The 23,241-nt window shown below is 73.0% G+C and carries 17 protein-coding genes; 8 read left to right on the forward strand and 9 right to left on the reverse strand.

Annotated features, from left to right (window positions below):
- Positions 1-229: 229 nt before the first annotated feature.
- Positions 230-1,030, forward strand: coding sequence for a sugar phosphate isomerase/epimerase family protein (locus HZS56_RS31890; protein ID WP_216724293.1), 801 nt, complete (start codon positions 230-232; stop codon positions 1,028-1,030).
- Between the two features lie 48 nt (positions 1,031-1,078).
- Here the strand turns inward: HZS56_RS31890 and HZS56_RS31895 are convergent, their stop codons facing one another.
- Positions 1,079-2,008: a helix-turn-helix transcriptional regulator gene (locus tag HZS56_RS31895; protein WP_216724294.1), complete on the reverse strand. Its 930-nt coding sequence runs from the start codon at positions 2,006-2,008 to the stop codon at positions 1,079-1,081.
- A 217-nt stretch (positions 2,009-2,225) separates the two neighbouring features.
- On the opposite strand from HZS56_RS31895, the gene HZS56_RS31900 reads away from it, so the two are divergent.
- From HZS56_RS31900 to HZS56_RS31910, 3 genes are all read left to right on the forward strand, one after another.
- Entirely contained in the window at positions 2,226-2,930 is a 705-nt protein-coding gene (locus HZS56_RS31900) for an SDR family oxidoreductase (protein WP_216724295.1), read from the forward strand.
- 410 nt (positions 2,931-3,340) lie between these two features.
- A complete protein-coding gene (locus tag HZS56_RS31905; RefSeq protein WP_216724296.1) occupies positions 3,341-5,188 on the forward strand; it encodes a glycoside hydrolase family 3 protein in 1,848 nt (615 codons plus the stop codon).
- A 155-nt stretch (positions 5,189-5,343) separates the two neighbouring features.
- Positions 5,344-6,015 carry a hypothetical protein gene (locus HZS56_RS31910; RefSeq protein ID WP_216724297.1) on the forward strand — a complete coding sequence of 224 codons (672 nt, stop codon included), beginning with the start codon at positions 5,344-5,346 and terminating at the stop codon, positions 6,013-6,015.
- Between the two features lie 92 nt (positions 6,016-6,107).
- On the opposite strand, the gene HZS56_RS31915 is transcribed toward HZS56_RS31910, so the two are convergent.
- The 5 genes from HZS56_RS31915 to HZS56_RS31935 form a co-directional block, all read right to left on the reverse strand.
- Complete coding sequence (locus tag HZS56_RS31915) at positions 6,108-7,532, reverse strand: S28 family serine protease (RefSeq protein ID WP_216724298.1); 1,425 nt, start codon at positions 7,530-7,532, stop codon at positions 6,108-6,110.
- A gap of 64 nt (positions 7,533-7,596) precedes the next feature.
- On the reverse strand, positions 7,597-7,995 hold the full coding sequence (locus tag HZS56_RS31920; protein WP_216724299.1) for a hypothetical protein: 399 nt from the start codon (positions 7,993-7,995) through the stop codon (positions 7,597-7,599).
- Between the two features lie 223 nt (positions 7,996-8,218).
- Complete coding sequence (locus HZS56_RS31925; protein ID WP_216724300.1) at positions 8,219-11,959, reverse strand: ABC transporter ATP-binding protein; 3,741 nt, start codon at positions 11,957-11,959, stop codon at positions 8,219-8,221.
- A 119-nt stretch (positions 11,960-12,078) separates the two neighbouring features.
- Positions 12,079-13,098: an esterase-like activity of phytase family protein gene (locus HZS56_RS31930; protein ID WP_216724301.1), complete on the reverse strand. Its 1,020-nt coding sequence runs from the start codon at positions 13,096-13,098 to the stop codon at positions 12,079-12,081.
- Positions 13,099-13,202: 104 nt separating this feature from the next.
- Entirely contained in the window at positions 13,203-13,865 is a 663-nt protein-coding gene (locus HZS56_RS31935; protein ID WP_216724302.1) for a TetR/AcrR family transcriptional regulator, read from the reverse strand.
- Between the two features lie 288 nt (positions 13,866-14,153).
- On the opposite strand from HZS56_RS31935, the gene HZS56_RS31940 reads away from it, so the two are divergent.
- The 3 genes from HZS56_RS31940 (at position 14,154) to HZS56_RS31950 (ending at position 18,549) form a co-directional block, all read left to right on the forward strand.
- On the forward strand, positions 14,154-15,197 hold the full coding sequence (locus HZS56_RS31940) for a hypothetical protein (RefSeq protein WP_253915235.1): 1,044 nt from the start codon (positions 14,154-14,156) through the stop codon (positions 15,195-15,197).
- Positions 15,198-15,332: 135 nt separating this feature from the next.
- Positions 15,333-17,498: an ArnT family glycosyltransferase gene (locus HZS56_RS31945; RefSeq protein ID WP_216724303.1), complete on the forward strand. Its 2,166-nt coding sequence runs from the start codon at positions 15,333-15,335 to the stop codon at positions 17,496-17,498.
- A gap of 205 nt (positions 17,499-17,703) precedes the next feature.
- Positions 17,704-18,549, forward strand: coding sequence for an endonuclease I family protein (locus tag HZS56_RS31950; protein WP_216724304.1), 846 nt, complete (start codon positions 17,704-17,706; stop codon positions 18,547-18,549).
- A 150-nt stretch (positions 18,550-18,699) separates the two neighbouring features.
- Here HZS56_RS31950 and speB read toward each other — a convergent pair whose 3' ends face one another.
- Positions 18,700-19,668 (reverse strand): agmatinase, encoded by a 969-nt coding sequence (speB, locus tag HZS56_RS31955; protein ID WP_216724305.1) that lies wholly within the window; start codon positions 19,666-19,668, stop codon positions 18,700-18,702.
- Between the two features lie 311 nt (positions 19,669-19,979).
- On the opposite strand from speB, the gene HZS56_RS31960 reads away from it, so the two are divergent.
- Positions 19,980-20,768 carry a phosphatase gene (locus HZS56_RS31960; protein ID WP_216724306.1) on the forward strand — a complete coding sequence of 263 codons (789 nt, stop codon included), beginning with the start codon at positions 19,980-19,982 and terminating at the stop codon, positions 20,766-20,768.
- Between the two features lie 131 nt (positions 20,769-20,899).
- On the opposite strand, the gene HZS56_RS31965 is transcribed toward HZS56_RS31960, so the two are convergent.
- Together HZS56_RS31965 and HZS56_RS31970 are read right to left on the reverse strand one after the other, a co-directional pair.
- Positions 20,900-21,772 carry an acyl-CoA thioesterase gene (locus HZS56_RS31965; protein ID WP_216724307.1) on the reverse strand — a complete coding sequence of 291 codons (873 nt, stop codon included), beginning with the start codon at positions 21,770-21,772 and terminating at the stop codon, positions 20,900-20,902.
- Between the two features lie 101 nt (positions 21,773-21,873).
- Positions 21,874-23,031 (reverse strand): acyl-CoA dehydrogenase family protein, encoded by a 1,158-nt coding sequence (locus tag HZS56_RS31970; protein ID WP_216724308.1) that lies wholly within the window; start codon positions 23,029-23,031, stop codon positions 21,874-21,876.
- Between the last annotated feature and the right edge of the window lie 210 nt (positions 23,032-23,241).

Genomic DNA, 23,241 nt, shown 5'->3' on the forward strand with positions numbered 1-23,241 from the left:
CCCCGGGGCCCCCCCGGGCGCGGGCCGCCCGGCCCCCCCCCCCCCCGGCCCCCGGGGGGGGGGGGGGGGGTGGGGCGCCCCCCTCCCCGGCCTGAACCCCACGGCCCCCCCCCGCCCCCGTCTCCGCACCAGGGCGGAGGCCACCCCCGCCCTGCCGCCACCGGGGGGGGACGCGCGGGACGGTCCGAGTCAGGAGTGGCCGTCGTGTCGGCGGGTACGCTCCGTGGGCATGAAGCTGGCGTTCTCCACTCTCGGTGTTCCCGGACTGCCCCTGACCGACGTGCTGGGGCTCGCCACCACGTACGGCTATCACGGCGTCGAACTGCGCGCCCACCCGGAGGAGCCGGTGCATCCGGGTCTCACCCCGGACGAACGGGCCGCGGTCGCCGAGCAGTTCAGGCTGGCGGGTGTCGAGGTACTGGGTGTGGCGGGGTACGCGCGGGTCGCCGCGCCCGGTGACGACGAACCGGTGCTCGCCGAGGTGCGCGGCCTGCTCGACCTGGCCCGCAACCTGGGAGCCCCGTACGTCCGGGTCTTCCCGGGCGGCGGCACCGGGCAGGAGGCCGAGGAGGCCGACGCCACGGCTGCCCGGCGGCTGGGCACCGCCGCCGAGTACGCCGCCGAGCGCGGCGTGACCGTCCTGCTGGAAACCCACGACTCCCACCGCACCGGCGCGGACGCGATGCGCGTGCTCGGGCCGGTCGGGCACCTCCGGGTGGGCGCCCTGTGGGACGTGATGCACACCTGGCTGGGCGGCGAGCAGCCCTCCGACTCGTACGCCGCGCTCTCCCCGCACCTTGGCTACGTGCAGGTCAAGGACATCGCCTCCGCCGACGACACCACCCCGCTGCCGCTGGGCGCGGGGGTGCTGCCGCTGACCGAGGTGGTGGACGTGCTGTCGCGGCACGGCTGGGACGGCTGGCTGTGCTGGGAGTACGAGAAGCGGTGGTACGAGTCGGCCGCCCCGCTGCCGGAGCTGCTGGGCGCGGGGCGCGAACACCTCTCCCGGCTGCTCAGCGACGCGGCGTGAGTACGGGGCTCCCGAGGGGGAACGGCGGGCGGGGCCGCACCCGTGAGGTCAGTGGGGCGGGCGGACCGGTTCCGTGGGTGAGGCGTGCGGTGCCCTCCAGCTGGCGAGGAGTCTGAGGCGGTCCTCGGTGGGGGTGCCCGGCTCCGCGGTGTAGACGATGAGGTCGTGGACGGCCCGCCCTGGCAGGGGCAGGTCCAGGTGGCGGAAGGTCATCTCCAGCCGGCCGGCCTCGGGATGGTCCAGCCGCTTGGTGCCCTCGTGCCGGAGCCGGACGTCATGACTGGCCCACATGGTGCGGAAGTCTGAGCTGAGCGTGGACAGTTCGCCGACGAGCTCGCGCAGCGGCCGGTCGTGGGGTTCACGTCCGGCTTCGGCACGGAGCACCGCGACCGTCGCCCTCGCGCCGTCCTCCCAGTCGGCGAAGAAGTCGCGGGAGCCGGGGTCGAGGAAGAAGTAGCGGGCGAAGTTGGCGCAGCCCCGGTCGCTGGTGGTGCCGCTGTCGAACATCGGTGAGTACAGGGCCCTGCACAGCACGTTGCTCGCGACGATGTCCAGCCGGCCGCTGCGTACGAAGGCGGGGGCCATGGTCATGGAGTCCACCATCCACTGGACGGAGGGCGGGATCCCGACGTCCTTGCGGCGGTGCGGCCTGCGGCGGGCGGGGCGGGCCGCTCTGGCCAGATCGAACAGGTAGGCACGCTCGTCCTCGTTGAGGAGCAGTGCCCGCGCGACCGCTTCCAGCACCTCCTCGGAGACACCGCCGATGTGGCCCTTCTCCAGCCGTGTGTACCACTCGGTGCTCACGCCGGCGAGGGCCGCGACCTCCTCGCGCCGCAGTCCGGGAACCCGTCGGCGTCGGCCGGTGGGCAGTCCGACCCGCTCCGGGGCGATCTTCGCGCGCCGGCTGACGAGGAAGTCGCGGATCTCCGCACGGTGGTCCGGGTGATCACCGGTGGGGTTCGCGGGCGGAGATTCCATTCGTCCACGGTACCCAGGAGGTCCGGGCGACAGGGAGGTCGCGTTCGTACCCCCCATGAACGCGACCTTGTCCGCCTTCCACGGGCCCGGTTTCGTGGGGTTCGGCGGACTCGACCGGCACCCTTCGCCTTCATCGGGGCGGCCGTCCGCCCTCGCCGACTCCCCCCGTCCTCGCCGACTCCCCCCCACCCCGCACCCACACCTCAGGAGTACGACCATGACCAGGCCCACTGCCGCCAAGACCGTACTGATCACCGGCGCCACCAGCGGTATCGGCGCCCACACCGCGCGGTTGCTCCTCGACCGCGGCCACCGGGTGGCCGTCACCGGCCGCGACGAGGGCAGGCTGAAGGCGTTCCTCGACGAGGCGGGCCACCCCGACCGGCTCCTCGGCCTGATCGCGGACGCGGCGGACTGGGACGCCACCGAGTCGGCCGTGACCCGCACCGTGGCGCACTTCGGTGCCCTCGACGCGGCGGTCGCCAACGCCGGATTCATGTCCGGGGACTCCATCGGAGCCGGCGACCCGACCCGGTGGTCGCCCATGGTCCTCACCAACGTCCTCGGCCCCGCCCTGCTGGCCCACGCCACCCTGCCCCACCTCGAGACGACGGGCGGACGGCTGGTGCTCATCGGCAGCGTCGCCGGGCTGAAGAACTCCCCCGCCAATCTGTACTCGGCCACCAAGTGGGCCACCACCGGACTCGCCGAGAACCTGCGCCTGCACGCCACGACCCGGGGCATCGGGGTCACTCTCGTCAACCCCGGCATGATCGACACCCCGTTCTGGCAAGGCGCCGACGTTCCCCCCTTCGCCCTGCCTCCCCAGCCCGTCGCCGAGGCCGTCTGCTTCGCCCTCGGCCAACCGGCGGGTGTCGACCTCAACACGCTGACCGTGCGCCCCCTGGGCCAGCCCGCCTGACCACGCCAGGTTGCCCCACCACGCCGGGAGGCACCCGGAGCGCGGACGGCTCACGCCGCCCCGCCCGCCGCCCCGGGAAACACGGCGCCGCCGGGAACCGCCGTGCTCCTCCGGGCGTCCAATGCGCGCGTTGCCGGGTGAGTTCTCACGGTGCGGTGTCGGCCTCGCCGCCGGCTGCGAACGCCGACCTCCCTCTCTGCCGCACCGGGCCCGGCCGCACGCCGCCGCCGGCGCGAACCCTCCTTCGTGCCGGCGGCGGCCCGGACGGGCCCGGACCCCGCCGCACCGCTCCCGCCACACCGCCCCCGGCCACTCGTGTGCGGTCCCTTGACTGGCGAAAACTTCCCGGATATTGGTGACTTCTTGGAAGTTTCCTTCACCAGCTCTCCAGCCCTCCGGAAGGAGCGCACGTGCACCAGAGCAGCACGGCCGGCACGGGAAGCACCGCACAGCCCTCCAGACGCACCGTCCTCACCGCCACCGCGGTCGCCGGCGCGGCCCTCGCGGCCGGGAGCGGCACCGCGCACGCCGACGCCCGCGGACCCGACGACGACAAGCTGCGCGCCCTGGTCTCCCGCATGACGCTGGAGGAGAAGGTCGGCCAGCTCTTCGTCATGCGGGTCTACGGCCACTCCGCCACCGACCCCGACCAGGCCGACGTCGACGCCAACCTGGAGGAGATCGGCGTCCGCACCGCGGCCGAGCTGGTCGCCGAGTACCGGGTCGGCGGCATCATCTACTTCACCTGGGCGCACAACACCCGCGACCCGCACCAGATCGCCGAGCTGTCCAACGGCATCCAGAAGGCCTCCCTGGAGCAGCCGCGCGGTCTGCCCGTGCTCATCTCCACCGACCAGGAGCACGGCGCGGTGGCCCGCGTGGGCGCACCCGCCACCCTCTTCCCGGGCGCCATGGCCGTCGGCGCCGGCGGTTCGCACTCCGACGCCCGCACCCTCGGCCGGATCGCGGGCGCCGAGCTGCGCGCGATGGGCATCCGCCAGGACTACGCCCCCGACGCCGACGTGAACGTCGACCCGGCCAATCCGGTGATCGGCGTACGGTCCTTCGGCTCGGATCCCGGGGCCGTGGCCCAGCTGGTGGCGGCCGAGGTGACGGGGTTCCAGCGGTCCGGGGTCGCCGCGTGCGCCAAGCACTTCCCCGGGCACGGCGACACCGCCACGGACAGCCACACCGGCTTCCCCGTCATCACACACAGCCGCGCGCAGTGGGAGGAGCTGGACGCGCCGCCCTTCCGCGCGGCGATCGAGGCCGGCATCGACGCGATCATGACCGCGCACCTGATGGTCCCCGCACTCGACGACTCCGGCGACCCGGCCACCCTCTCCCGCCCCATCCTCACCGGCATCCTCCGCGAGGAGCTGGGCTACGACGGGGTCGTGGTCACCGACTCCCTCGGCATGCAGGGCGTACGGACCAAGTACGGCGACGAGCGCGTGCCCGTGCTGGCGCTGAAGGCGGGCGTCGACCAGCTGCTCAACCCGCCGGACCTGCCGCTCGCCTGGAACGCGGTCCTGACCGCCGTACGGGAGGGCGAACTCACCGAGGCGCGGCTCGACGAATCGATCCTGCGCGTGCTGCGGCTGAAGGCGAAGCTCGGCCTGTTCGGGGACGCGTACACCACGCGCCGGGACGTGGACCGGACCGTCGGCACCCGGGCCCACCTGGCCGCGGCCGACCGGATCGCCGAGCGGACCACCACCCTGCTGGTCAACGAGGGGCACCTGCTGCCGCTCTCGCGCCGCGAGCACCGCAGGCTGCTGGTGGTGGGTGCCGACCCGGCCTCGCCGTCGGGCACGACCGGGCCGCCCACCGGTGTCCTCGCGAACGCCCTGGCGGAACTGGGCTTCACGGCCACCGCCCTGTCCACCGGCACCGCGCCGTCCGCCGCCGTCGTCGAGCGGGCCGTCGCGGCGGCCGGTGACGCCGACGCGGTGGTCGTCGCCACGTACGACGTCACCGCGGACAGCGGCCAGCGCACCCTGGTCGCACGGCTGCTGGAGACCGGGAAGCCCGTCGTCGCGGTCGCCGTCCGCAACCCGTACGACGTCGCCCAGCTGCCCGGTGTGCCGGCCGTTCTCGCCGCCTACTCCTGGACGGACGTCGAGGTGCGGGCGGCGGCCCGGGTGATCGCCGGGCGGGTGCGGCCGCGCGGGAAGCTGCCGGTGCCGGTGGTCGCCGCGGACGACCCGAACACGGTGCTCTACCCACTGGGGCACGGGCTGGCCTACCGGTCGTAGCCTTCGCCGCCGGTCGTAGCGCGGGCTACGTCACGCGCCGGGGGCGCGCCCGGCGCTCGAACCCAAAGCCTCCCGCGCGTCTGGCGTGCGCCCGCTCCGGCGGGCCACGCTGGACCGGGGTCCGGGGGGATCCCGGCGGGTGCGGGGGGACGGCGATGCGTGAGCGAGGGGCCTCGGGGGCGAGGTGTGCGCTGTCGGCACTGGTCGCGGCACTGTTCGCGGTGCTGGGTGCGGCGCTGCTGACGGGCTGTCAGGGGCTGGCCGGCGGTGACGACGGTGACGACGGTGACGGGCGGCGGCCGGTGTCGGCGGCGACGTCGGCCGCGGGCCGGCCGTCCGGGTACGGGACGGTGTTCCTGGCGGTCGACGAGTGCAGCTCGTCCGGCACGGTCGGCTTCACCGAGGTGCCGTGCGACAGCGGGCGGGCGGCGGCGCGCGTCGTGGCCCGCGAGGACGGCCGCGCGAGCAGCGGACCGCCGTGTCCCGCCACCACCGACTTCGTCCTGCACATCAGTGAACGGCGGCCGTCCGCCGACGAGGACGGCGACGGGGCCGTGCCCCGGGGGTACGCCTGCATGCGGAAGCTGCGGCCGCCGCACCCCGGTGACCCGGGCGGCGGGGGCGGCCCGCGCACGATCGTCGGCGACTGCGTCCGCGACGCCGGGGACGGCAGGGTCCACGAGACCGCGTGCGACGCCGGGGGCGAGAAGAAGCCGCAGTACGAAATCGTCCGGGCCGTCGCCGAGCGCTCCGCGTGCCCGGCCGCCACCGCCCTGTACGTCAGCCTGGGCGGCGAACGGCCGGTGGGCTGTGCCCGGCCGCTGTGAGCGGCGGCCGGGCACGGTCCCGGGTGTCACACGTCCCGGACGCCACACGTCCCGGGCGTCACACGTCCCCGTGCGTTACCCGGTCCCCGGGATTACGGACGCAGCGCCGCCTCACGCTCGACGTCCCGCTTGTCCAGCTTGGCGTCGAACGTCGCCAGCGGCCTCGCCGCCGACGGGTCGTCCTGGACCTTGGCGGGAGCGACGCCCGCCCAGTCGAGGATGCGGGCCGTGGCCTTGGCCTTCTGGTCGGGAACCAGACCGGCGACGTTGGCCCCGTGGTTCATGCCGGGCGCGGTGAACACGTAGGAGTCACGCGCGCCGTGGCCGAGACGGAACGGCTCGGCGCCCCACGGGTCGTTCTGGCCGTACACGAACAGCATCTGGTGGGCGTTGTGCTTCACCCACGTGTCGACGTCCCGCATCGCCCACGGCTCGAACTTCATCGGGATCGAACGGGGCACGAAGTTGCGCGGCGGCTGGTAGCCGTAGCGGATGTACTTCTTCTCGATGTGCGGGAAGTGGATCGTCGGCGCGCCCAGCTGGGTGCCCGCCTGGTAGTAGTACGGCGTGTACGTCTCCAGGCCCTGGTCCGTGTAGGCGGAGAAGCCGGAGATCGTGTCGACGGAGTCCCAGATCGCCTCGTCGCTGGCGTTCTTGGCGTCGGCCGGGATGTCCGCGCAGTCGGCGACGGTGCTGTACTGCCAGAAGCCCCAGACGTAGTCGAGGACGACGGCCTCGTAGGCGCGGTCGAGGTTGCCGATGGTGTCGAAGGTGTAGCCGTTGTCCTCCGCGTACGCCGCGTACTTCTTCTCCAGCGGCGCCCGGCGCACCAGCGCCTCGCGCTGCACGCCGTTGAGCTTGTCGCGGCACTCCTTGGTGCCGACGCGGGCGAAGAAGCGGTCGTAGGCCGAGTCCTCCTTGTTCACCACGTCGTTGGGGGCGACGTAGGCGACGACGCCGTCCATGTCGCGCGGGTAGAAGCGCTCGTAGTAGGTGGCGGTCATGCCGCCCTTGGAACCTCCGGTGGAGATCCAGTTCTTCTCGTACAGCGGCTTGAGGGCCTTGAAGATGCGGTGCTGGTCGCTGGCGGCCTGCCAGATGTCCAGCTTGGACCAGTCGGCCGGCGCGGGCCGCGACGGGGTGAAGTAGCGGTACTCCATGGAGACCTGGTTGCCGTCCACGATCTGCGTCGGCTCGCGCCGGCTGGGGGTCGTGGAGACGTTGTAGCCTCCGGTGTAGAAGACCGTCGGGCGGTCGGCGTCCTTGTGCAGCACGGTGATCCGCTGCTGGAACGTGCCCTTGGACGGGTGCCGGTGGTCGACCGGCTGGGTGTAGTTGAGGACGAAGAAGCGGTAGCCGGTGTACGGCTTCTCCTCGATCAGGCTCATGCCCGGTATGGACAGCAGCCGGTCCTTGATGTCGACGGCCTTCGGCTCGGCGGCTGTTGCCGCGCCCGCCGTGCTGACGGTGCCTATCAGCACCACGAGCGCCAGCAGCCATCTGAGCGCCTTGCGCATGCACCCTCCCTGTGAAACAGATGTCCGCCGGAAGCTATCGGAGCAAGTCCCGGGAACACCAGGGTCAGCAGAGGATCCAGCCGGAGCTGACCGAACTCCCGGACACCTCGCCGGTGACCCACACGCAGCGCTTCCCGGCGTGCACGGTCACCGGTCCCGCCCGGTGGGCGAAGCTCCCCGAGTCCACGACGGCCCGGCCGCCGCGCGCGCGTACGCCGACGGACATCTGCCGCTTGGTGCCGGGCTCGTCGGGGACGGCGACGGCGCAGACGTAGCTGCCGCTGCGGTGGACGAGCACGGACCCGGTGGCGAACGGGAGCGTGCGCACCTTGCGGCCCGGACACGCCGACGCGGTGGCCGCGTGCGCCTCCTGCGGCATCGCGGCGGCCAGCAGCGCGGACGCGCACAGCAGGGCCGTGGCGAGCACCGGCCGACGGCGGGTTGCGGCACCGGCTCGACCCACTGCGGTCCCTCCGTTCTCGTCCGTCGCGCGGTCAACCGGCGTACGGCGTACCGACCGGCCTCACGCGATCACTGGCGTACGGCCCGTCGACCGGCCTCACGCGATCACTGGCGTACGGCCCGTCGACCGGCTTCGCGCGATCACTGGCGTACGGATGTACGGACGCAGCGTGCCCGTCCCGGGTTGCCCGGACGTCCACGGATTCCCGGGTTGCCTCGGCGCGTCAGTGCACCGCGCCGACCGGCTCCTCCGGTTCGGCCGCTCCGACGAAGGTCCGCCACAGGCGCGCGTACCGGCCGTCCAGCGCGAGGAGTTGCTCGTGCGTGCCGTCCTCGGCGACCCGCCCGTCGGCCATCACGACGACGCGGTCCGCGCGGGCGGCCGTGGTCAGCCGGTGGGCGACGACGAGCGTCGTACGGCGTCCCGCGATGCGGTCGGTGGCCTGGTTGACCTGCGCCTCCGTGGCCAGGTCCAGGGCGGCCGTGGCCTCGTCGAGGAGCAGCACGTCGGGGTCGACCAGCTCGGCGCGGGCCAGCGCGATCAACTGGCGCTGCCCGGCGGAGAGGTTGCGTCCGCGCTCGGCGACCTCGTGGAGGTAGCCGCCGGTGAGGGTGGCGATCATCTCGTGGGCGCCCACCGCCCGTGCCGCCGCCTCCACCTGGGCGTCGGTGGCGTCGGGGCGGCCGTAGGCGATGGCGTCCCGGACGGTGCCGGGGAAGAGGTAGGCCTCCTGCGGGACGACGCCGAGGCGGTGCCGGTAGGCGGTCAGGTCGAGGGTGCGCAGGTCCTGCCCGTCCGCGGTGACCCGGCCCTCGGTCGGGTCGTAGAACCGGGCGACCAGCTTCACCAGCGTCGACTTCCCCGCGCCGGTCTCGCCGACGAAGGCGACGGTCTGCCCGGCCGGGATGCGCAGGTCGATGCCGGTGAGGGCCTCCTCCTCGTCGCCGTACCGGAAGTGCACGCCCTCGAAGGCGAGGTCGCCGCGCAGGGACGTGACCCCGGAGGGCTCGTCGGCGGTCCGGGTCGAGGCGGGCTCGCGCAGCAGTTCCTGGATGCGGCCGAGGGACACGGACGCCTGCTGGTAGCCGTCGAAGACCTGGGAGAGCTGCTGGACGGGCGCGAAGAACAGGTCGATGTAGAGCAGGTACGCCACCAGCGCGCCGGTCGTCAGCGTCGCGTCGTCGATCCGCCCGCCGCCCACGACCAGTACGGCCGCGGCGGCGGCGGACGACAGCAGCTGCACGAACGGGAAGTAGATCGAGATCAGCCACTGCCCGCGGATGCGGGCCCGCCGGTAGCCGTCGCTGCGTTCGGCGAACCGCCGCCCGCCGTCGTGCTCGCGCCGGAAGGCCTGCACGATCCGCAGTCCGGCCACCGACTCCTGGAGGTCGGCGTTGACCGTGGACACCCGCTCGCGGGCCAGCTCGTAGGCCTTCACGCTGGCCCGGCGGAAGAAGTAGGTGGCGATGATCAGCGGCGGCAGCGTCGCGAAGACGACGAGCGCCAGCTGTACGTCGATCACGAGCAGCGCGACGAGGATGCCGAAGAAGGTGACGAGCGAGACGAAGGCGGTGACGAGGCCCGTCTGCAGGAACGTCGACAGGGCGTCCACGTCCGTCGTCATCCGGGTCATGATCCGGCCGGTCAGCTCGCGCTCGTAGTAGTCGAGTCCGAGCCGCTGGAGCTGGGCGAAGATCTTCAGCCGCAGCGAGTACAGGATGCGCTCGCCCGTCCGGCCCGTCATGCGGATCTCACCGGTCTGCGCCGTCCACTGGGCGAGTACGGCGAGCAGCCCGAGCAGGGAGGCCGCCCAGACCGCGCCGAGGGCGAGTTCGGTGACGCCCTCGTCGATGCCGTGCCGGATCAGCACGGGCAGCAGCAGGCCCATGCCCGCGTCCACGGCGACCAGGGCGAGGCTGATCAGCAGGGGGGTGCGGAAGCCGCGCAGGAGGCGGCGCAGGCCGTAGGAGTCCTCCGGCTGGACGGCCCGTGCCTCGTCGATGTCGGGGGTGCCGTCCGCCGGGGGCAGTGCGTCGACCTGGGCGAGGAGTTCGGGGGTGGCCGGGGTGCCCGCGAGGGCGGTGTCCTTCGGGGTCCGGTCGCCGGTCCACAGGCGGGGCGTGAGCCCGCGCTCGGCGTCGAACTCGGCGTCCAGTTCGTCCCGTACGGAGGTGTCCTCCGCCTGCTCGGCCTTCACGGCGGGGCGGGTGTGCCCGGGTGAGACGCCGCCGAGTTCGTCGGGGTCGGTGAGCAGGCGCCGGTAGAGGGCGGAGCGCTCCTGGAGTTCCTCGTGGGTGCCGAGGTCGGCGAGGCGGCCGCGGTCGAGGACGGCGATGCGGTCGGCGAGGCCGAGGGTGGAGCGGCGGTGGGCGATGAGGAGGGTGGTGCGGCCCCGCATGACCTGCTTCAGCGCCTCGTGGATCTCGTGCTCGACGCGGGCGTCCACGGCGGAGGTGGCGTCGTCGAGGACGAGGAGCCGGGGATCGGTGAGGATCGCCCGGGCGAGGGCGACGCGCTGGCGCTGGCCGCCGGAGAGGGTGAGCCCGTGTTCGCCGACGGTCGTCGCGTACCCGTCGGGCAGGTCGTCGATGAACCCGTGCGCCTGCGCGGCCCGTGCCGCCGCCTCGATCTCCTCGTCGGTGGCGTCGGGGCGGCCGTAGGCGATGTTGGCGCGCACGGTGTCGGAGAAGAGGAAGGAGTCCTCGGGCACCAGCCCGACGGCGGCCCGCAGCGAGTCCAGGGTCAGTTCGCGCACGTCGTGGCCGCCGACGAGGACGGCGCCGCGCCGCACGTCGTAGAAGCGCGGCAGGAGCAGCGAGACCGTGGACTTGCCGGAGCCGGAGGAGCCGACGACGGCGAGCGTCTCGCCGGCCCGGATCTCGAAGGAGAGCCCGTCGAGGACGGGGCGGCCGTCCTCGACGTCCGTGTCGTAGCCGAAGGCGACGTCGTCGAACTCGACGGTCGCGGGGGCGTCGGCCGGCAGCACCTTCGTGCCGTCCTGGATCGCGGGTTCGGTGTCGATCAGCTCCAGGACGCGTTCGGTGCCGGCGCGGGCCTGCTGGCCGACGGTGAGGACCACGGCGAGCATGCGGACCGGGCCGACGAGCTGGGCGAGGTAGGTGGAGAAGGCGACGAAGGTGCCGAGCGTGATGTGGCCGCGCACCGCCAGCCAGCCGCCGAGGGCGAGCATGGCGACCTGTCCGAGCGCGGGGACGGCCTGGAGGGCCGGGGTGTAGGCGGCGTTCAGCCTGACCGTCCGCAGCCGCCCGGCGAAGAGCCGGCGTCCGACCTCCCGCAGCTTCCCGGTCTCCTGCTCCTCCTGCCCGAAGCCCTTGACGACGCGTACGCCGCTCACCGAGCCGTCGACGACACCGGCGACGGCGGCGGCCTGCGCCTGCGCGTACCAGGTGGCGGGGTGCAGGCGGGTGCGGCTGCGGCGGGCGATGAACCAGAGCGCGGGGGCGACGGCCAGCGCGACGAGGGTGAGCGGCGGCGACAGCCAGGCCATGATGACCAGGGAGATCAGGAAGAGCAGGACGTTCCCGATGGTCATCGGGAGCATGAAGAGCAGGCTCTGGATCAGCTGGAGGTCGCTGGTCGCCCGTCCCACGACCTGCCCCGTGGACAGCTCGTCCTGCCGCCGCCCGTCCAGCCGGGTGATCGTCCCGTACATGTCGGTGCGCAGGTCGTGCTGGACGTCGAGGGCGAGGCGGCCGCCGTAGTAGCGGCGGAGGTAGGTCAGGACGTAGACGACGACCGCGGCGCCGACGAGGAGACCGGCCCAGAGGGCCATGTCCCGGGTCTTGGCGCCGATCACGTCGTCGATGATCACTTTGGTGATCAGGGGGACGAGGGCCATGACCGCCATGCCGCCCAGCGAGGCGCCGAGGGCCAGTACGACGTCCTTGGGATGGCGCCAGGCGTACGCCGCCAGTCGTCGTGTCCATCCCCGTTGCGCGTCCACGCGGTGCCCTCCGGTCGGTCGTCCTGCTCCACCTGATCTACCGGAAGGCACCAACACGGGCGAGGTGGGATTTCATCCCGCTGTAACAATTCGGGGCACCGCTCACGGGCGGCGATCGCTCACGTACGCACGCGGAGCCTGAGGAAGCGGGTCGTCTGCACGTCGTTCTGGTTGTCGTCGCTGACGATCAGGACGTCCGTACGGTCCCGGGAGCGGCCGGTGACGGCCATGCCCTCGAAGTTGTCGAGGAGCGGGTTGGGCTGGGGCTGCCGGGCGGTGGCGCCGAGCGAGGGGCAGTCGCCGAGGTCGGCGAGGAGCCGCTTGTGGAGCAGGGTGCCGCGCGGGGTGCCGCGGCCGGGGCGGTCGGCCACGTGGAGGCGGATCGTGTTGCCGACGCCGGAGGTGAAGCCCCGCTCCAGGACGAGGAGGCGCCCGTCGGGCAGGGCGGTGACCTCGGAGACGCCGAGACCGGCGTCCGTCCGGTACGTGTACCGGGCCCCGAGCCGGAAGCCGCCGTCCCGCGTCCGCTGCCAGGTCTGGAAGCGGACCAGGTCGGCGGGGTCGCCGTCGAGCGGGTACTCCATCGAGGCGAGCAGCGTGCGGCCGCCGGGCAGAAGGGTCAGCCCCTCGAAGCTCCCGTTCTCCCGGGCGCGTCCCCCGGGAGCGGTGCGGAGGTCGCCCGGCACGGGCAGGCGGTCGAGGATCTTCCCGGTGCGGGAGTACCGGCGGACGGACGGCTCGGTCTCGGAGGAGACGAGGTACGTGCCGTCCCCGTCGACGACCAGCCCCTCGGAGTCGAGCGCGGCGCCCTCCTCGTCGGCCAGCGCGACCACGCCCCGCGGCTCCAGGGTCCGCGCGTCCAGCCGGAAGAGGGAGGAGCGGTCGGCGAGCGCGGCCAGGGTGCCGCGCCGGTCGGGGGCGAGGGCGGAGAGGTTGCCGACGTAGGTGCCGTCGTACGTCGTCCTGTCGAGGACGTCGGAGAAGCCGGCGAGGTCGACGGAGGGCGAGCAGGCGTGCCGCTGGGGGTCCCCCGGAGAGCTTCCCTGGGCGGCGGCCGGTCCGGCGGCGGTGAGGCAGCCGGCCGCCGCGAGTCCAGCGGTGAGGGTGGCGAGGGCGGTACGGAGGGTTCTCGGGCGCATGGCCGTCACCCTAGGGCGAAGGGGTGGACGGGAGTTGGCCGCTTTTCGAAGGACGGGGGTTCCGGTCCGCGCCGCGGGGGTGCGGCCGCCCGCCCGTCGGCGCCTCACCCCTCCACGATCGCCTGGAGCGCGGGGCCGTAGTACCGGACCACGGTGTCGGTGTCGGCCGACGCCAAGGGCTCGAGGACCGCGATGTAGCGCATCATCGCGAGTCCGACGAGCTGGGTGGCGACCAGGTTCGACCGCAGCACCGCGTCGTCCCCCGTGACCACCTTGCTGAGCGCGTCCGCCAGGATCGTGGTCGCGGTCTCGCGCAGCCGGGCGGCGGCGACGCGGTGCACGGACGCCGAACGCACCATGGTCATGAGCGCGGGACGCGTCGAGAGGTCGTCCCACAGGGTGAGATGTGCGCGGACCATGCGTTCCCCGACTTCCTCGCGTCCGCCTTCCGCGGCGGCGGCGATGACCTCGGGCATCTTCAACGGCACTTCCAGCGCCTGGAGGAAGAGGCTCTCCTTCGTGCCGTAGAAGTGGTGGACCAACGACTGGTCCACCCCCGCCGCCTCGGCGATGCGGCGCAGGCTCGTCGCGTCGAAACCGCGCTCGGCGAAACAGGCCCGGGCGGCGTCCAGGATCGCCTCCCGGGTGCGGGTCTCCCCGGGCCGCCGTCCCCCGGCGTGCTTGCCCCCGGCTACCGCCACGGCCTTCGCCCCGGTCCGCCCGCGGCCGGTACCGCCCGCCTCACGCACACCACCGATGCCGTTCATGGCCCCCATGATGCCCGGCGGTTTCCGACCCAATTAATCATCACCTGATGAACTAATCGCCCGATGAGTTATATAGTGAGGGCACGGCGTCACCAGCACGCCACCGACTGACCTCTGCGTCCACCGCGCACGCCCCCGCCGGGCCGCGCCCCGTGCACCCCGAAAACCCCAACCACCCCTGCACCCCTGCACCCCTGCACCCCTGCACCTCAATGCTTCTGCCCCTCCCGCCGCCCTCTCTCCTCCACCGTGGCCGTGAGGGGGGAGGGCCTTTCCGGAACGGTTGCCATGTCCACCGACATCACCACTCCTGCCGCCTCGGAACCGGACGGCGGCGCCCCCTCCGCCTCCTCCGCCCTGCCACCGGGCGGCCGGAAGCCCGTCGTCCGACTCGTGGCGGTCGTCGTCGGCCTGACCGCCGCGATCGCCCTGATGCTGTGTGCCTTCGCCCTCCCGTCCGTCAACGGCGGCCCTCATCACGCCCCGCTGGGCGTCACCGGTCCCGCCGCGCCGACCGTCCAGGACAGGCTCGACGGCGACGCGTGGGACATCACGGTGTACGACGACTCCGAGGCCCTCGCCGACGCCGTCAGGAACCGTGACGCCGCCGGCGGCATCGCCCTCGGCCGCGACGGGGTCACCGTCCTCACCGCGACGGCGGGCGGACCGCAGATCACCGCCGCGATCAGCGGACTCGGCGAGCGGCTCGCCGCCCAGCAGCACGTCACCGCCACCGTCCAGGAACTCGTGCCGTTCCCGGAGGACGACCCGCGGGGAGCCGGACTCACCGCTGCCGCTCTGCCGATGGTCTTCGGTGGCATGCTCCCCGCGGTCGTCCTGCTCCAGGTCTTCCCCGGGCACGCCAGGCTGCGCACCCGGCTCGCCGGGGTGGTCGCCTTCGCGCTCGCGGCGGGGGCCGCCGTCAGCGCCGTCCTCACCTTCGGGACCGGCACGCTCGACGGCGCCTTCTGGGTGACCTCGCTCGGTCTCGCCCTCGGCATGGCCGCACTCGCCATCCCCTTCCTGGGGCTCGAGTCCTTGTTCGGCTACGCAGGGTTCGGCGCCGGGGCCGCGGTGACGATGTTCCTCGGCAACCCGCTCTCCGGCCTCCCCACCGGCCCGTACTGGCTGCCCGACGGCTGGTCCGCCTTCGGACAGCTGCTGCCCCCGGGCGCCTCGGGCAGCCTGTTGCGCGCCAACGCCTACTTCGACGGCACCGGCGCGGGCGGACCGGCACTCGTCCTGGCTCTGTGGGCGGTCGCGGGCCTGGTCCTCATGCTCGTCGCCGACCGCCGCACCCGGAGGAGGACCACCGCCCGGCCGGCGGCGTGACCGTACAACCCGACCGCCCGACCCGGCTGCGGCCGGCCTCCGGCCCCGCACCGGCGAGCCCCTCGATCCGCGATTCACAGCCTCCGCCCAGGCGGACCACAGCCCTCGCCCATCGGCCGTGGAGACGGTGGCCCGGTGACATCTGCCACCGCTCTCCCGCACGCGGCCACCGAGCCGCCCGCCCCCGCCCCCTCCGCCGGCCCGCCCCGGTGGTCGAGGCCCGCGCTGCTCGCGATCCTCGCCCTGGCGGCCCTGCTGTACTCCTGGAACCTGTCCGGGTCCGGGCTGAACAGCTTCTACAGTGCTGCCGTACTCAGCGGCACCGAGAGCTGGAAGGCGTGGTTCTTCGGCTCGCTGGACGCGGGGAACTTCCTCACCGTCGACAAGCCGCCCCTGGCCCTGATGGTCATGGGCCTGTCCTGCCGGCTCTTCGGCTACGGGACCTGGCAGATGATGCTGCCGCTGATCGGTGCGGCGCTGGCGACGATCTGGATCCTGCACGCGTCCGTGCGGCGCGTGTGGGGCCACGGCGCGGCGGCGGTCGCCGCGCTGGTGCTGGCGCTCACACCGATCACCGTCGCCATCAACCGGGACAACAACCCGGACACGCTCCTGGTGTTCCTGATGGTGGCCGGCGCGGCGCTCGGCCTGCGCGCGACCCGCGACGGGCGGCTGCTGCCGCTGCTGGGCTCGGCGGTCTGCTTCGGCCTCGCCTTCAACACGAAGATGCTCCAGGGCTGGATCGCGCTGCCGGCGGTCTTCCTCGTGTACGTGTACGCGAGCGGCCTCGGCTGGACGAAGCGGCTCCGGAACCTGGCGCTCGCCGCCGTCGCCCTCGCCGTCGCCAGCTTCTGGTGGGCGGCGGCCGTGTCCCTGGTGCCGGCCTCCGAGCGGCCGTACATCGGCGGTTCGACGGACGGCACCGCCTGGGACCTGATCCTGGGCTACAACGGACTCGGCCGGATCCTCGGCGGCGACGGCAACATGGGCGGAGGAGGCGGCGGCTTCTCGGGGACCGCGGGCATCGGGCGGATGTTCAACGACGTCCTCGGCGGCCAGATCTCCTGGCTGCTCCCCTTCGCGGGCATCGCGCTCGCCGGCGGCCTGGTGCTCCGCGGCCGGGCGCCCCGCACCGACCTCACCCGGGCCGCACTCGTGCTGTGGGGCGGCTGGACGCTGCTGCACTACCTGACGTTCAGCATGGCCGAGGGCACCATGCACCCGTACTACACGACCGCGCTCGCGCCGGGCATCGCGGCGCTGTGCGGGGGCGGCGGTGCGATGCTGCTGCGCGCCTTCCGGACCGACCGCCGCTGGGCGTGGGTCCTGCCGCTCGCCCTCGGCGTCACCGGCCTCTGGGCGGTCGTGCTGCTGCGCCGCGCGCCGGGCTGGAACAGCTGGCTGTGGCCGTCGATCGCCGGGGTCATGGCCCTGGCGGTCGCCGGGCTGCTGGCCTTCCGTCCGGGGCACCGGGTGCGGCTGCTGGCGGTGTCCGTGGCGGCGGCCGTCGTCGCGGGCGTCGCGGGTCCGGCTGCGTACGCCTGGTCGGTGCCGTCCGGCTCCGGAGGCGGCATGGGCGGGACCAACCCGACCGCGGGCCCCTCCACGGGCGGCGGCATGGGCGGGCCCGGCGGGGGTCCGGGCGGACAGCCGCAGGGCGGCGGACAGGGAGGTCCGGGCGGCGGCCCCGGCGGCTCCTTCCCGGGCGGCGGCCGGGCCTCCGAGGACGCGGGCGCCTCGACCGCCACACCTCCGAACGGCACCGCGCCGGAGGACGGCGACGCGGAGGCGGGCACGGGCGGGCAGCCGGGCGGCGCCGCCGGCCTCAGCGGAGGCATGGGCGGCGGCGGCATGGGCGGCGGTGCGAGCACCGAACTGGTCGCGTACCTGAAGAAGCACCAGGACGGTGCCAAGTGGCTGCTGGCCGTGTCGAGTTCACAGAGCGCCGCGCAACTCATCCTCAGCAGCGGCGAACCGGTCATCTCCATGTGGGGCTGGTCCGGCAGCGACAACGCGATGACCCTCGCCCGGCTCAAGGAGCTGGTGAAGAAGGGCGAGTTGCACTACGTCCAGGTCGGCGGGGGCATGGGCGGCGGGCCGGGCGGCGGCTCCGGCGTCAGCTCCGAGGTGAGCGAGTGGGTCCAGGAACACGGCACGGCCGTCGACGAGACCGAGTACGGCGGCACCTCGTCCGACACCTCCGACACCTCCGACACCTCCAACTCCGGGTCGGGCTCGCAGGGCTCGCAGTCGGACAGCGCGTCGGGCCTCTACCGCCTCGACCCCGCGGACGTGGACTGACCCCTGAACCTCCCACCAGAAGGATCATCCGACTAACCGCTTCCCCACAACAGCCACCAGCCCCAACCGCCACGGCGGCCCCCGGACTTCCCCGGCCCGGGGGCCGCCGTCACGTAATCGACACGCTCTGTACACCCCACCTCCCACATGTCCATGTCACGCTCGTTCCACCGTTCAATCCACACGCGTAGATCGGACACCCCACATGCTCGCGATACGCACCCGGCGCCGGAAAGCGGCCGCGCTGGCCACGGCCGCGGCCCTCGCCGGACTCGCCGCCCCCTCACTGACGGCGAGCCCGGCGACGGCGGCCACGGCACCGGTCACGACGCCGTCGACACCGGTGACGACGGCGAACACGGACTACGACGACACGTACTACAAGGACGCGGTCGGCAAGACGGGCGACAGCCTCAAGTCCTCGCTCCACACGATCATCAGCGACCAGACGAAGCTGTCGTACTCGGCGGTCTGGGACGCGCTGAAGGACACCGACGAGGACCCCGACAACAGCGGCAACGTGATCCTGCTCTACTCGGGCGACTCCCGGAGCAAGTCGCTCAACGGCGGCGACACCGGCGACTGGAACCGCGAGCACACGTGGGCCAAGTCCCACGGCGACTTCGGCACCGCCACCGGCCCCGGCACCGACGTCCACCACCTGCGCCCCGCGGACGTCCAGGTCAACAGCGCCCGCGGCAACAAGGACTTCGACAACGGCGGCAGCCCCGTCAGCAACGGCGGCGGCAGCCTCAGTGACTCGGACTCCTTCGAGCCCCGCGACGCCGTAAAGGGCGACGTGGCCCGCATGATCTTCTACATGGCGGTCCGCTACGAGGGCGACGACGGCTTCGCCGACCTGGAGGTCAACGGCAGCGTCGACAACGGCAGCGCCCCGTACATCGGCAAGCTCGACGTGCTGAAGCAGTGGAACGACGAGGACCCGCCGGACGCGTTCGAGGAGAACCGCAACCAGGTCATCTACGACGACTACCAGCACAACCGCAACCCGTTCATCGACCACCCGGAGTGGGTGTCCGAGATCTGGTAGGCCTCACGGCGGCTGAACTCCCCTGCTCAAGGGGGAGTTCAGCCCCTTCCCCTCACCCACGGGCCGCCACCACCGGCCCACCGCGCCCCCGCTGCCCTACGGCCGCCCGCACGACACTCGCCAGGAAGCGGGCGGCCCCACGGCCGCAGCTCACTTCGTACGGGCCTCCGCGATCCCGCGGGACATGAGCGTCGTCAGTTCGTACGCGGTGTGGGAGGCGGCGACCGACGTGATCTCGGCGTGGTCGTAGGCCGGAGCGACCTCGACGACGTCGGCGGAGACCAGGTTGCAGGAGGCCAGACCGCGCAGGATCTCCAGCAGTTCGCGGGAGGTCATGCCGCCGGCCTCGGGTGTGCCGGTGCCGGGGGCGTGGGCGGGGTCGAGGCAGTCGATGTCGATGGAGACGTACAGCGGGCGGTCGCCGATGCGCTGGCGGAGCTGGTCGGCGACCTCGTCGGCGCCGCGCCGGTAGACGTCGGCGGACGTGACGATGCCGAAGCCCATCTTCTCGTCGTCGGTGAGGTCCTTCTTGCCGTACAGCGGACCGCGGGTGCCGACGTGGGAGAGGGCGGAGGTGTCGAGGACGCCTTCCTCGACCGCGCGGCGGAAGGGGGTGCCGTGGGTGTACTCGGCGCCGAAGTAGGTGTCCCAGGTGTCCAGGTGGGCGTCGAAGTGCAGCAGGGCGACCGGGCCGTGCTTCTTCGCGACCGAGCGCAGCAGCGGGAGGGCGATGGTGTGGTCGCCGCCCAGGGTCATCAGGCGGGCGCCGGTGCCGAGGAGTTCGTCGGCGGCGGCCTCGATGGTCTCGACGGCCTCGTGGATGTGGAAGGGGTTGACGGCGATGTCGCCGCCGTCGGCGACCTGGGCGAGGGCGAAGGGGGAGGCGTCCTGGGCCGGGTTGTACGGGCGCAGCAGTCGGGAGGCCTCGCGGATGGCGTTGCCGCCGAAGCGGGCGCCGGGGCGGTAGGAGACGCCGGAGTCGAACGGCACGCCCACGACGGCGACGTCGGCGCTGCCGACCTCGTCCAGGCGGGGCAGCCGGGCGAAGGTCGCGGGGCCGGCGTAGCGGGGGATCCTGGAGGAGTCGACGGGGCCGCGGGGCGGCTCGTTGCTGCTCATGCACTGCCTTCCTTCTTACGCTTCGTCGCGTATGTACAGCTGCTGTCCGACTGTACTGGCGGGGTGGGACAGCCGGTGGGGCCCGGTCGGGGCCGGGTCGGGGCCCGGTCGGGGCCCGATGGGAGGACGGTCGACCCGCGCTCGGCCGCCGGCCTGCTCGAAGACTAGGAGGCCGGAATGCGGGCGTGAAATGTACATTCAGTCCATATGCGTTCCCGCGACTGGAGGAAACGGCGTGGGACGTCGCGACCGGAGGAAACGGCGTGGGACGTGCCGAAGACGCCCACAGGCCGCTGCCTCACAATGGAGCCATGCCGATACCCGGGACACCCAGCCGCGCCGAACTCGCCGAGCACCTCGTCAGCACGCGTATCGCGGGCGACGTCGCCACTCCCCGCGAGAACAACCTCTCCCACTACCGCAAGCTGGCGAACGGCGACCGCCACTACTGGCTCGGTCTGGAGCTGGGCGACCGCTGGGGCGACGAGCAGGACGTGCTCGCGGTGATGGCGGAACGGGTGGGCGTCAACGACGACCCCGAGCACCGGTACGGCCAGGACACCATCGACCCGGAGCTGACCCTTTCCGCGCTGGAGCGGATGGCGGGGCGGCTGCGCAAGGCGGCCGACGGCGGGCAGCGGGTGCTGTTCGCGACCGGTCACCCCGGCGGGCTGCTCGACGTGCACCGCGCGACGGCCGCCGCGCTGCGGGCCGCGGGCTGCGAGATCGTCGTGATCCCGGAGGGCCTGACGACCGAGGAGGGGTACGTGCAGCAGTTCGCGGACGTCTCGGTCCTGGAGCACGGGGCGTCGCTGTGGCACACCCACTCGGGCGAGCCGATGAAGGCGATCCTGACCGGCCTGGAGCGCGCGGGCCGCCCGCTGCCCGACCTGGTGGTCGCCGACCACGGCTGGGCCGGTTACGCCGCCCAGCACGGCGTCGCCTCCGTCGGCTACGCGGACTGCAACGACCCGGCCCTCTTCCTCGCCGAGTCCGAGGGCACGCTGCAGGTCGCGGTGCCGCTGGACGACCACGTGGTCAGCCCGCGCTACTACGACCCGATGACGGCGTACCTGCTGACGGAGGCAGGGCTGAAATAGCCCGGCCCCGGCCTTTCCCTCCCACCCGCTCGGCCCGCACGCCCGCACGCCCACTCGGCCCGCACCCCGCCCTGGCCCGCCCGGCCGCCAGGCCCGCCGTCAGCGTTCCGGGAGGGCGCGGACCACGCCCCTCAGCGTTCCCGGGGGACGCGGACCACGCCCTCCTGGACGACCGAGACGGCGAGGCGTCCGTCCCGGGTGTGGATGCGGGCCTGGCCGAGCCCCCGGCCCCCGGACGCGGACGGCGACTGCTGGTCGTACAGCAGCCACTCGTCGGCGCGGAAGGGCCGGTGAAACCACATGGCGTGGTCCAGCGAGGCCCCGACGACGTCGCCGACGGCCCAGCCGCCGCGGCCGTGCGCGAGCAGTACCGAGTCGAGCAGGGTCATGTCGGAGACGTAGGTGGCGAGGACGACGTGCAGCAGGGGGTCGTCCGCGAGCTTGCCGTTGGTGCGGAACCACACCTGGGAGTGCGGGTCGCGCGGGGTGCCGAAGTCGCCGAAGGGCGGGTCGTCGACGTAGCGCAGGTCGACCGCGGCCCGCGCCTCGAGGAACCGCTCCACCGTCTCGGCCGGCAGGTGCGGGTAGCTCCGCAGCCGGTCCTCGCCGGTGGGGAGGGTCGCCGGGTCCGGTGCGGGCGGCATCGGGGCCTGGTGGTCGAGGCCCTCCTCGTACGTCTGGAAGGACGCCGACAGGGTGAAGATCGGCTTGCCGTGCTGGACGGCGACGACACGGCGGGTGGTGAAGGAGCGGCCGTCGCGCAGGCGGTCCACGTCGTAGACGATGGGCGCGCCGGGGTCGCCGGGCCGCAGGAAGTACGCGTGCAGGGAGTGCGCGTGCCGGTCCTCGGGGACCGTGCGGCCGGCCGCGACCATGGCCTGGGCCGCGACCTGGCCGCCGAAGACGCGGGGGACGACGGCGGACCGGGAGTGGCCGCGGTAGATGTCCTCCTCGATCCGCTCGAGGTCGAGCAGGTCGAGGAGGGACTGCAGGGCTTCGCTCATGGCCTGTGATTCTGCTGGTTCCGGTGGTTCCGGTGGTTCCGGGGATCTCCGTGATCCGGTGGATCTGCTGCTGTTCGCGGTGGTTCCGCTGGTAGCGGTCTCTACAGACCCATGTCCTTCGCGATGATCATCTTCATGACCTCGCTGGTGCCGCCGTAGATGCGGTTGACGCGGTTGTCCGCGTACAGGCGGGCGATCGGGTACTCGTTCATGTAGCCGTAGCCGCCGTGCAGCTGGAGGCAGCGGTCGATGACGCGGTGGGCGACCTCGGTGCAGAACAGCTTGGCGCTGGCGGCCTCGGCGGGCGTCAGCTCACCGGCGTCCAGGGCCTCGGTGGCGCGGTCGGCGACGGCCTCGGCGGCGTCCACCTCGGCCTGGCAGGCGGCCAGCTCGAACTTGGTGTTCTGGAAGTGGGCGACCGGCTTGCCGAAGACGGTGCGCTCGCGCACGTACTGCGCGGCGAAGGCGACGGCGGCCTTGGCCTGCGCGTAGGCGCCGTAGGCGATGCCCCAGCGCTCGGAGGCCAGGTTGCGGCCGAGGTAGGAGAAGCCCTTGTTCTCCTCGCCGAGCAGGTCCTCGACGGGGACCTTGACGTCGACGAAGGCCAGCTCGGCGGTGTCGGAGGTGCGCAGGCCGAGCTTGTCCAGCTTGCGGCCGACGGAGTAGCCCTCGGACTTGGTGTCCACGGCGAACAGGGAGATGCCGTGCCGGCGGTCCTCGGCGGTGGGCGCCTCGGTGCGGGCGCAGACGATGACGCGGTCGGCGTGCACGCCGCCGGTGATGAAGGTCTTGGCGCCGTTCAGGACGTAGTGGGTGCCGTCCTCGGAGAGCTTGGCGGTGGACTTCATGCCGGCGAGGTCGGAGCCGGTGCCGGGCTCCGTCATCGCGATGGCCCACATCTCCTCGCCGGTGACGAACTTCGGCAGGTAGCGCTTCTTCTGCTCGTCGGTGGCCAGCATGCTGATGTACGGCAGCGCCAGCAGCACGTGCACGCCGGAACCGCCGAACTGGACGCCCGCGCGGGCGGTCTCCTCGTAGAGGACGGCCTCGAACTTGTGGCTGTCCAGGCCGGCGCCGCCGTACTCCTCGGGCACGTTGATGCCGAAGATGCCCAGTTCGCCGAGCTTGTAGTAGAAGTCGCGCGGCGCCTGGCCCGCGGCGAACCACTCGTCGTAGACGGGGACGACCTCGGCCTCGATGAAGGCGCGCAGGGTCTCCCGGAACGCCTCGTGGTCCTCGTTGAACACCGTACGGCGCACCGCGCCACCTCCAGGGTACGAATGTCTAAGCGCTTGCTCAGAGTCCAACCGTACCGGCGAGTAGACAGGGCCGTCCAGAGCCGACGACGGGTAACGCCGGTCACTTCCGCACCGGCCAGTCCGCGCGGGACGCTCGCGGGACACCGCGGAGCCGGGAGAAAGGAACCGGTCCTACCGCTACCCCTACCCCTCGCCTGCCCCTACCCCTCC

This window comes from Streptomyces mayonensis, from assembly GCF_018982965.1.
Classification (GTDB): Bacteria; Actinomycetota; Actinomycetes; order Streptomycetales; family Streptomycetaceae; genus Streptomyces; species Streptomyces mayonensis.

What these genes read in the sequence shown, in the direction of transcription:
- HZS56_RS31890 (WP_216724293.1), top strand. Translation starts at nt 230, where the DNA reads ATGAAGCTGGCGTTCTCCACTCTCGGTGTTCCCGGACTGCCCCTGACC.
- HZS56_RS31895 (WP_216724294.1), bottom strand. Translation starts at nt 2,008, where the DNA reads ATGGAATCTCCGCCCGCGAACCCCACCGGTGATCACCCGGACCACCGT.
- HZS56_RS31900 (WP_216724295.1), top strand. Translation starts at nt 2,226, where the DNA reads ATGACCAGGCCCACTGCCGCCAAGACCGTACTGATCACCGGCGCCACC.
- HZS56_RS31910 (WP_216724297.1), top strand. Translation starts at nt 5,344, where the DNA reads ATGCGTGAGCGAGGGGCCTCGGGGGCGAGGTGTGCGCTGTCGGCACTG.
- HZS56_RS31915 (WP_216724298.1), bottom strand. Translation starts at nt 7,532, where the DNA reads ATGCGCAAGGCGCTCAGATGGCTGCTGGCGCTCGTGGTGCTGATAGGC.
- HZS56_RS31930 (WP_216724301.1), bottom strand. Translation starts at nt 13,098, where the DNA reads ATGCGCCCGAGAACCCTCCGTACCGCCCTCGCCACCCTCACCGCTGGA.
- HZS56_RS31935 (WP_216724302.1), bottom strand. Translation starts at nt 13,865, where the DNA reads ATGAACGGCATCGGTGGTGTGCGTGAGGCGGGCGGTACCGGCCGCGGG.
- HZS56_RS31940 (WP_253915235.1), top strand. Translation starts at nt 14,154, where the DNA reads ATGTCCACCGACATCACCACTCCTGCCGCCTCGGAACCGGACGGCGGC.
- HZS56_RS31950 (WP_216724304.1), top strand. Translation starts at nt 17,704, where the DNA reads ATGCTCGCGATACGCACCCGGCGCCGGAAAGCGGCCGCGCTGGCCACG.
- speB (WP_216724305.1), bottom strand. Translation starts at nt 19,668, where the DNA reads ATGAGCAGCAACGAGCCGCCCCGCGGCCCCGTCGACTCCTCCAGGATC.
- HZS56_RS31960 (WP_216724306.1), top strand. Translation starts at nt 19,980, where the DNA reads ATGCCGATACCCGGGACACCCAGCCGCGCCGAACTCGCCGAGCACCTC.
- HZS56_RS31965 (WP_216724307.1), bottom strand. Translation starts at nt 21,772, where the DNA reads ATGAGCGAAGCCCTGCAGTCCCTCCTCGACCTGCTCGACCTCGAGCGG.